Raw genomic sequence first — 8,643 nt, forward strand, 5'->3', positions numbered from 1 at the left:
TCGTCGGGATGGGCCACCAGGGCCACGCAAGCCGGCAGGAGCTCGGGACGCGTGGTCTCGATGTGGATCTTCCTGCCGTCGGGCGCAGCGAACGCAATCCGGTGATACGCACCGGCCTGCTCTCGGTCCTCGACCTCGGCCTGCGCGACGGCGGTGCGGAACGTGACGTCCCAGAGCGTGGGCGCTTCGGCGAGGTAGGCGTCCCCGGCACCCAGGTTCTCGAGGAAGGCGCGCTGCGATACCGCGCGCGAGGTGTCGTCGATGGTCCGGTAGGTCAGGTTCCAGTCGACGGAGAGTCCCAGGGTGCTGAACAGGTTCTCGAAGACCTTCTCGTCCTCCACCGCGAGCTCTTCGCACAGCTCGATGAAGTTGCGTCGTGAGACGGCGTCGAAGTCGCGCTGGTTCTTCGCCGGCTCGGCGGGCGGCCGGTAGCCGGCGTCGTAGGGAACCGAGGGGTCGCAACGCACCCCGTAGTAGTTCTGGACGCGGCGTTCAGTGGGGAGGCCGTTGTCATCCCACCCCATCGGGTAGAAGACGTTCTTGCCGCGCATCCGGTGGAAGCGGGCCAGGACGTCGGTCTGCGTATAGGAGAACATGTGGCCCACATGGAGCGAGCCGGAGGCCGTGGGGGGAGGGGTGTCGATCGAGTAGACGGCCTCCCGCGGGGTGTCCCGGCGAAAGGAGTAGGTTCCGTTGTCCCGCCACTGCCGGGCGAGACGGCCCTCGAGCCCCTCGAGGGCGGGCTTGTCGGGAACGCGAACGGGCTGGGAGGAGGGCGTGTCTGTGCCCTGAGTAGTATCGGCCATACTGGCCATTCTGCCAGTTAAATCCCGTGGGACGGGATGCCGGACCCCGTCACGCGGGGTTTCCCGCTCCCGCGGTCGACGGCCGCAACCTCCCGGGCGCGGAATCCCTCTGGCTAGAGTGGGTCCATGACTCAACTTTCGCCTGCATCCATCGGTTCCCCTGCGCCCGACGCGCCGAAAGCACTGCGTGCCGTGGTGACCGGTGCCAGTTCCGGCATCGGTGCCGCCACGGTCCGCGCCTTGAGCGCAGCAGGTTGGGACGTGACCGCCGCCGCCCGGCGTCTGGACCGCCTGCAGTCGCTGGCGGAGGAGACCGGCGCCACGGCCGCCGTCGTCGATGTCACCGACCAGCAATCGGTCGATGCGCTGCTGCGCACCGTCACCGAGGCGGGGCCCGTGCACGCGGTGATCAACAATGCCGGGGGCGCGTTCGGTGCCGACCCGGTCGCCCAGGCGAAGGACGACGACTGGGAGCACATGTATTCGACGAACGTGCTCGGCTCCATGCGGGTGACGCGTGCGTTCCTTCCGGCGCTCCGCGCGGGAGGACAGGGCAGCGTGCTCTTCCTGACGTCGACGGCGGCGCTGGCCGCCTATGAGGGCGGGGCGGGGTACTGTGCCGCGAAAGCCGGACAGCAGGCACTGGCGCGGGCGCTGCGGCTCGAGGAAGCCGCGAACAATATCCGCGTCATCGAGGTGGCCCCCGGCATGGTGCACACCGAGGAATTCGCGCTGAACCGGCTGGGCGGAAACCAGGAAGCGGCGGATCGCGTGTATGCCGGCGTGGCCCGCCCGCTCACCGCGGCCGACGTCGCCGACGCGATCGTCTTCGCGCTGAACGCGCCGCACCACGTCAATATCGACCAGATCGTCCTGCGGCCACTCGCGCAGGCCGCCAACCACAAGGTGCTACGCGGCTGAGGTTTCCCTCAGCCCTCGCCGCGGCGTGAGGGCGTGAAGCGGAGCGAGTAGTTGTCGAGCGTCCCCGGGAGGCGGCCCTGCGGGTCCAGCCGGTGGTGGCTCGTCAGGCGGAAATCGGTTCCCCCGATCAGTTGAGCGAGCGCCGCGCTCGTCAGGAGAAGCACCAGCTGCTTCCCCGGGCACACCACGGGCCCGTCGCTGAAGGGCACCAGCGGCCAGCCGCCGGAGTCGCCGGACTCGTCCTCGAGCCAGCGCTCGGGAGCGAACTGGTGCGCCCTGGGAAGATTGCGCTCGTCCCGGTGGAAGTAGGGCGCGAAAATCAGGACCCCGCACCTGGCGGGCATCAGCCCGTCCTCCCATTCCACGGGACGCGTGGTCTGCCGCAGGATCAGCGGGGTGGTGGGCCACAGGCGCAGGGATTCGAGCACGCAGGAGCGCAGGTAGGGAAGGAAGGAGCCGCCGGAATCGTCGTCGCGCAGTTCCTGGCGCGCTCGCTCCATCGCCTCGGGATGGGTGGCGAGGACGGACAGGGCGCGGAACGTGGCCATGCCCGCGGGATCGAAGGCGAAGAGCCACTGCGGTACCTGTGCCGCGGGAGCCGCGTCCTCGTACTGCGGCGCGCGCGCAGCCATGACAGAGGCGAGGCTGCCCTCCTCCGCCCGGGCGAGTTCCTCGGTCACCCGGGCCAGGAACCGTGCCCTCAGCCTCTTCTGCTTCGGGTGGAGGAAGGCCCAGTTGCCGCTCTTCCGCAGCTGGATGATCATGTCCGTCAGTTCCTCGTCATCGCGCGCGGAATCGCCGAAGACCACGCGGCGCACCACGCGGTACCAGGCGGGAAGGAAGTCCTCCCAGGCCAGTTCGCCGCCCTCGGACCGGGCGAGGAGCTCTCCCATCTCCTGCCGGACCACTGGAAGAAAGGCCCCGGCGAGCTGGTGGATGGGGTGGTCGGTGTCCAGGACCTGTTCCTGGAGGGCGCGCCGGACGCTCCGTACCGGGCCTTTCGAGATCAGTACGTTGTCGGGTTGGAAGTGCGCGAGCGCCGCCCGCTTCTCATCGCTCGCCGGGGAAAAGGGTTCGGGGGACATGTTCAGCACCGTGTCCACCTGGTCCGGCGCGAGGATCAGGGCCTGGTTGCGGACGGGCAGGCGCAGGAGCAGGGGACCTTCCGGGTGCTTGTCGGAGAGCCGGCGCACTACGCGGACGGCGCGGTCGTCGAGCCGGAAGCGCTCCGCGAAGGCGACCATCCGCGGCCGGCGGATGATCGGGCCCTTGGCGAGCGTCGGCAAAAGGACTGCTCCGACGAAGATCGCCGTGTCGAGCACTGAGGCCTTCGGCAGCTCAGGGATGCTCATGCGTGTACCGCCTATCGGGACGTCTGGGGATGCGGGTCCCACCCCACACTGCCAAGGGATGCCGTCCGGCACAATGAAAAGCTCGCCGGGAATGACTTCCACCCTGGCGGGGTTCTATTGGCTCAGCAGGTACCGCCACCTTCGTTCCGGACAGTTCCCACGCCTTGGAGGAATCATGAATGCCAGTCCCGATGCCCAGCTGGACCGCTGGCTCCGCTTCCGGAAGGCCCGCGACAGGGATCTCGCGCAGGACCACGGCTGGCTCACCCTGACGTCGTTCGATTGGCTGGAGACCCGGCCCGCCGCCGTCGGATCCCTTCCCGGCTTGTGGTCCTCGGACGGCACGACGGCGCTGCTGGCCGCGGCAGCGGAGGACGGGCTCACCTTCGTGGGGACGGGCGACCCCGTCGCCGGGACGGTGGCCGCGACGCTGGAGAACGAGGCATCGCTGATGTGGGTCCAGTACCGCGGCGGCGACGGCGCTCAGGTGGTGGTGGAGCTCGCCCGGCGGGCGAACCGGTACGCCCTCCGCACGCGGGACTCGGCGTCGCCGGTGTTCTCCGGGTTCGACGGCGTGCCCACCTTCGACTACCGCCCGGACCTCGTGATCGAAGCCCGCTACGAGCCGTTTCCGGAGCCCGTGGATGTGCCGGTCAGCACCGCCAGCGCCCTGGTGGAGGGTACTCACCGGTCCGCGGGCGAGGTGGTGTTCCGCCTCCCCGGCGTCGACCACGAGTACCGGCTGCAGGCGGAGGCGGACCAGCGCGGCGCCCTGACGGTCACGTTCCACGACGCCACGAACGGGAACACCACTGCCGACTGGCGCAGGGTCTTCCTGGCGATACCCCGCCCTGACGGGACGGTAACCCTTGACTTCAACCGTGCGGTCAACTACCCGAGCGCTTTCACACCCTACGGCACATGCCCTCTGCCGGTGAGGAACAACAGCCTCGACGTGGGGATCGAGGCCGGCGAGAAGCAGCCCGCCGGGGCGTGAGCGGACCTGCGGCCCGATGCTTTAGAACCTGATATAGATGGGAGGGCGCTCCCCTCGGGAGCGGGCTTCATCAGGCGAACGGATCGGACGACGCGCCCATGGCATTCCTCCCGAACGACGTGCTCGCCGCCCGACGGCGATCGACGACGGACGCGGACTGGGCCTCCTTCGAGGCGCGGTTCGAAGTGGAGTTTCCCCGCCTGGCGGGCCTGTTCCACCGGATCTACGGCGAGAATGCCGATGATCAGCTGGCGCTGCTCGCCGTAGAGGCTGCGGACTCCTGGCAGGACCGGCCCGCCGACCTCAAAGCCATCGACGCGGCACGCGCGCAGAATCCCTACTGGTTCTCCTCGAACACCATGCTCGGTGGCGTCTGCTACGTGGACCGCTACGCGGGCACCCTTTCCGGCGTCCGCTCCCGGATCCCGTACTTCCGGGAACTGGGCCTGACCTACCTCCACCTCATGCCGCTCTTCCGGGCGCCGGAGGAGAATTCCGACGGCGGGTATGCCGTGTCGAGCTACCGCGAGGTCGACCCGGCGCTCGGGACCATGGACGAACTCGCCGACCTCGCCGCGGAGCTGCGGGCGAACGGCATCTCCCTGGTGGTCGACTTCATCTTCAACCACACGTCGAATGAGCACGAGTGGGCTCGGAAAGCACTCGCGGGCGACCCGGCGTACGAGGATTTCTACCTGCTCTACCCCGACCGGGAGATGCCCGACGCCTACGAGCGAACAGCGCGGGAGATCTTCCCCGACGACCACCCCGGCTCCTTCGTGCAGCTCGACGACGGCCGGTGGGTCTGGGCCACCTTCTACTCCTTCCAGTGGGACCTCAACTACCGCAATCCGGCGGTTTTCCGTGCCATGGCGCGGGAAATGCTGTTCCTCGCCAACCAGGGCATCGACATCATCCGCATGGACGCCGTGGCGTTCATCTGGAAGCGGCTCGGCACCCCGTGCGAGAGCCTTCCCGAAGCGCACCTCCTCCTGCAGGCGTTCAACGCGGTCTGCCGGCTCGCCGCGCCGTCGCTCCTGTTCAAGTCCGAGGCGATCGTCCACCCCGACGAGGTGGTCCAGTACATTCATCCGGAAGAATGCCAGCTCAGCTACAACCCGCTGCAGATGGCACTGATCTGGAATTCGCTGGCGACCCGCGACGCCTCGCTCCTCGCCCAGGCGCTCGAGCGCCGGCACGCCACCCCGCCCGGCACCGCGTGGGTCAACTACGTGCGCAGTCACGACGACATCGGGTGGACCTTCTCCGACGAGGACGCCGCGGAGCTCGGCATCCATGGGCACGACCACCGCCGCTTCCTCAACGCGTTCTTCGTCAACCGGTTCCCCGGCAGCTTCGCGCGCGGCGTCCCGTTCCAGGACAACCCGCGCACCGGCGACTGCCGGATCTCCGGCACGACGGCGTCGCTCGCGGGACTGGAGGCGGGCGATCCCGGCGCCGTTGGACGGATCCTCCTTGCGCACTCGATCATCCTCAGCACCGGAGGCATTCCGCTGCTCTACCTGGGCGACGAGGTCGGCCAGCTCAACGACTACTCCTATGCGCAGGACCCGGCACAGGCGGAGGACACCCGGTGGGTGGGACGCCCCGGGTACCCGGCCGGGCGGTACGCGGTGAAGGACGACCCGGCAACGGATGCGGGAGCGGTCTTCTCCCGGCTGCACCGGCTCATCGAAGTGCGGAGGCTGACGCCCGAGTTCGCGGGCGGCAGGCTCGTTCCCTTCTCCACCAACAATGCGCAGGTCCTCGGCTACCAGCGCCCGGGCGCACCCGGGGCAGGAGGCTCGATGGTCCTCGCCCTGGCGAACTTCGCCGACTCCCGTCAGGACATCTCCGCCGAGACGCTCTCCGGCCTGGCGCCTTCCGCCGTCGAACTGCTCTCCGGTACTTTCATCACCCTCGCCGACGGCATCAGCCTCGACGCTTACGGCGTCGTCTGGCTCCGCTGCCGGACGGGGCACTGAGGTACGCCGCGGGAGGATCCGGCCGCGGAGGGCAGCACCTTTCGACAAGCATTTCGCCGGAAGGCTAGACTTGGCACATCAGCATCGACCCGGCCATCACCGGTGAGCTTCCGGAAGAGCGGCACGCCGGCCCGAAGAGGGCCGTCGACCAGGTAGAACCGGACGGGGAGCCCGTCACAGCCGAAAAATGAGTGGCAGCCCCGAAGGCTTCGCTTCCTGCTAGGGAGCGGCACCGACGACGGCGGCAAGTGAGGTGGTACCGCGGGTCCAGTTCCCGGCAACCGGCAAGGCAACCGGTATCCGAGGGCAGTGCCCGTCCTCGCAGCAGGATTTCCATCCCTTGCTCCGACCCGCCGCCACCACAGGATGACTACATGCCGCAGATCTACCCCAAAGCAGTCTCGAGCGACGCCGAGCCGGCGGCCGCCGGCGCATCCGCTCCAGCATCCGCCTCGCCGAAGTTCCCCGCCATCGAAGAGCGGATCCTCCGATACTGGGACGAGGACGGCACCTTCCAGGCCTCCATCGATGCACGCGACGCAGGTGCCGACGGCTCGAACGAGTTCGTGTTCTACGACGGGCCTCCCTTCGCGAACGGCCTGCCGCACTACGGCCACCTCCTGACCGGATACGCGAAGGACCTCGTGGGCCGCTACCAGACGCAGCGCGGCCGCCGCGTGGAGCGCCGTTTCGGCTGGGATACCCACGGGCTGCCCGCCGAACTCGAGGCCATGAAGCAGCTCGGCATGACGGACAAGCAGCAGATCCTCGCGATGGGCATCGACAAGTTCAATGACGCCTCCCGGGCCTCCGTGATGAAGTACGCGGGGGAGTGGAAGAACTACGTCACCCGCCAGGCCCGGTGGGTGGACTTCGAGAACGACTACAAGACGCTCAATCCCGAATACATGGAATCGGTGCTGTGGGCCTTCAAGACGCTGCACGAGAAGGGCCTGACCTACAACGGCTACCGCGTGCTCCCGTACTGCTGGAACGACGAGACCCCGCTTTCCAACCATGAACTCCGCATGGACGAGGACGTCTACCAGGACCGCCAGGACCAGACCGTCACCGTCACCTTCCCCATCCTCGCCGGTGACTCTGCGCTGTCCCGCGAACTGGCAGGCGTGCAGGCCCTCGCCTGGACCACCACGCCCTGGACGCTGCCCACCAACGCGGCGCTCGCCGTCGGGCCCGACATCACCTATGCCGTTGTCGAAGCCCAGCGCGACGGCGTGGCCGGCCGCTACCTGATCGCCGAGGACCTCCTCGGCAACTATGCGAAGGACCTCGGCTTCGCCGATGCCGCGGCGGCGAAAGCCGCTGTGACCTCGACCCATCCCGGCTCGGAGCTGGACGGCCTTACCTACGAGCCGCTGTGGGACTACCTCACGGACGCCGAGGAGGGCGGCTACCGGAATGCGTTCCGTTTCCTCGTCGCCGAATACGTCACGACGACGGACGGCACCGGGCTGGTCCACCAGTCACCGGCCTACGGCGAGGAGGACCAGAAGATCTGCGAGGCGGCAGGGATCCAGGTGATCCTCTCCGTCGACGAGGGGGCCCGCTTCCTGCCGATGTACTCCCGCGGACCGCTCGCGGAGATCGCCGGACTGCAGGTCTTCGAGGCGAACAAACCCATCACCCGTGTCCTGAAAGCCCAGGGCCGGCTGCTCCGCCAGGCCAGCTACGTCCACAGCTACCCGCATTGCTGGCGCTGCCGCAACCCGCTGATCTACCGCGCGGTGTCCTCCTGGTACGTCGAGGTGACGAAGTTCCGCGACCGCATGGTGGAGCTCAACCAGGACATCAACTGGATCCCGGGCAACGTCAAGGACGGACAGTTCGGCAAGTGGCTCTCGAACGCCCGCGACTGGTCCATCAGCCGCAACCGCTTCTGGGGCAGCCCCATCCCGGTGTGGCAGTCCGACAACCCGGAATACCCCCGCACCGACGTGTACGGCTCGCTCGCCGAACTGAAGGAGGCGTTCGGCCGGCTTCCCGTCAACAAGGAGGGCGAGGTGGACCTCCACCGCCCCTTCATCGACGAACTGACGCGGCCGAACCCCGACGATCCCTCGGGGCGGTCGACCATGCGCCGCGTCGAGGACGTGCTCGATGTCTGGTTCGACTCCGGATCGATGCCCTACGGCCAGGTCCACTACCCGTTCGAGAACAGCCAGTGGTTCGACACCCACAACCCCGCGGACTTCATCGTGGAGTACATCGGCCAGACGCGCGGCTGGTTCTACATGCTCCACATCCTGTCCACGGCGCTGTTCGACCGCCCGGCCTTCCGCAACGTCATCAGCCACGGCATCGTGCTGGGCTCCGACGGGCAGAAGATGTCCAAGAGCCTGCGGAACTACCCGGACGTCTCGGAGGTGTTCGACCGCGACGGCTCGGACGCCATGCGCTGGTTCCTGATGGCCTCGCCGATCCTGCGCGGCGGCAACCTCGTGGTGACCGAGCAGGGCGTCCGGGAGGGCGTGCGCCAGGTCCTGCTGCCGCTCTGGAACGTGTGGCACTTCTTCAGCCTCTACACCAACGCGGCGAACGGCGGGAGAGGGTACGAGGCGAAG

General features: G+C 68.3%; 6 protein-coding genes. 4 read left to right on the forward strand and 2 right to left on the reverse strand.

Annotated features, from left to right (window positions below; translation table 11 throughout):
- A partial coding sequence (locus tag Y705_RS21595) for a class I tRNA ligase family protein (protein ID WP_155850122.1) occupies nt 1–806 on the reverse strand: 806 nt, incomplete at its 3' end.
- 126 nt (nt 807–932) lie between these two features.
- On the opposite strand from Y705_RS21595, the gene Y705_RS0115810 reads away from it, so the two are divergent.
- Nucleotides 933–1,727 carry an SDR family oxidoreductase gene (locus Y705_RS0115810; RefSeq protein ID WP_026533554.1) on the forward strand — a complete coding sequence of 265 codons (795 nt, stop codon included), beginning with the start codon at nt 933–935 and terminating at the stop codon, nt 1,725–1,727.
- 8 nt (nt 1,728–1,735) lie between these two features.
- On the opposite strand, the gene Y705_RS0115815 is transcribed toward Y705_RS0115810, so the two are convergent.
- Nucleotides 1,736–3,079, reverse strand: coding sequence for a cytochrome P450 (locus tag Y705_RS0115815; RefSeq protein WP_026533555.1), 1,344 nt, complete (start codon nt 3,077–3,079; stop codon nt 1,736–1,738).
- 175 nt (nt 3,080–3,254) lie between these two features.
- On the opposite strand from Y705_RS0115815, the gene Y705_RS0115820 reads away from it, so the two are divergent.
- The 3 genes from Y705_RS0115820 to ileS all read left to right on the forward strand — a co-directional run.
- A complete protein-coding gene (locus Y705_RS0115820; protein ID WP_026533556.1) occupies nt 3,255–4,076 on the forward strand; it encodes a DUF1684 domain-containing protein in 822 nt (273 codons plus the stop codon).
- A gap of 98 nt (nt 4,077–4,174) precedes the next feature.
- On the forward strand, nt 4,175–6,061 hold the full coding sequence (locus tag Y705_RS20700) for an alpha-amylase family protein (RefSeq protein ID WP_049822890.1): 1,887 nt from the start codon (nt 4,175–4,177) through the stop codon (nt 6,059–6,061).
- 374 nt (nt 6,062–6,435) lie between these two features.
- Nucleotides 6,436–8,643: isoleucine--tRNA ligase (gene ileS / locus Y705_RS20705; RefSeq protein ID WP_049822891.1), on the forward strand; the 2,208-nt coding region annotated here is incomplete at its 3' end.

Source organism: Arthrobacter sp. H41, from assembly GCF_000520535.1.
Classification (GTDB): domain Bacteria; phylum Actinomycetota; class Actinomycetes; order Actinomycetales; family Micrococcaceae; genus Arthrobacter_D.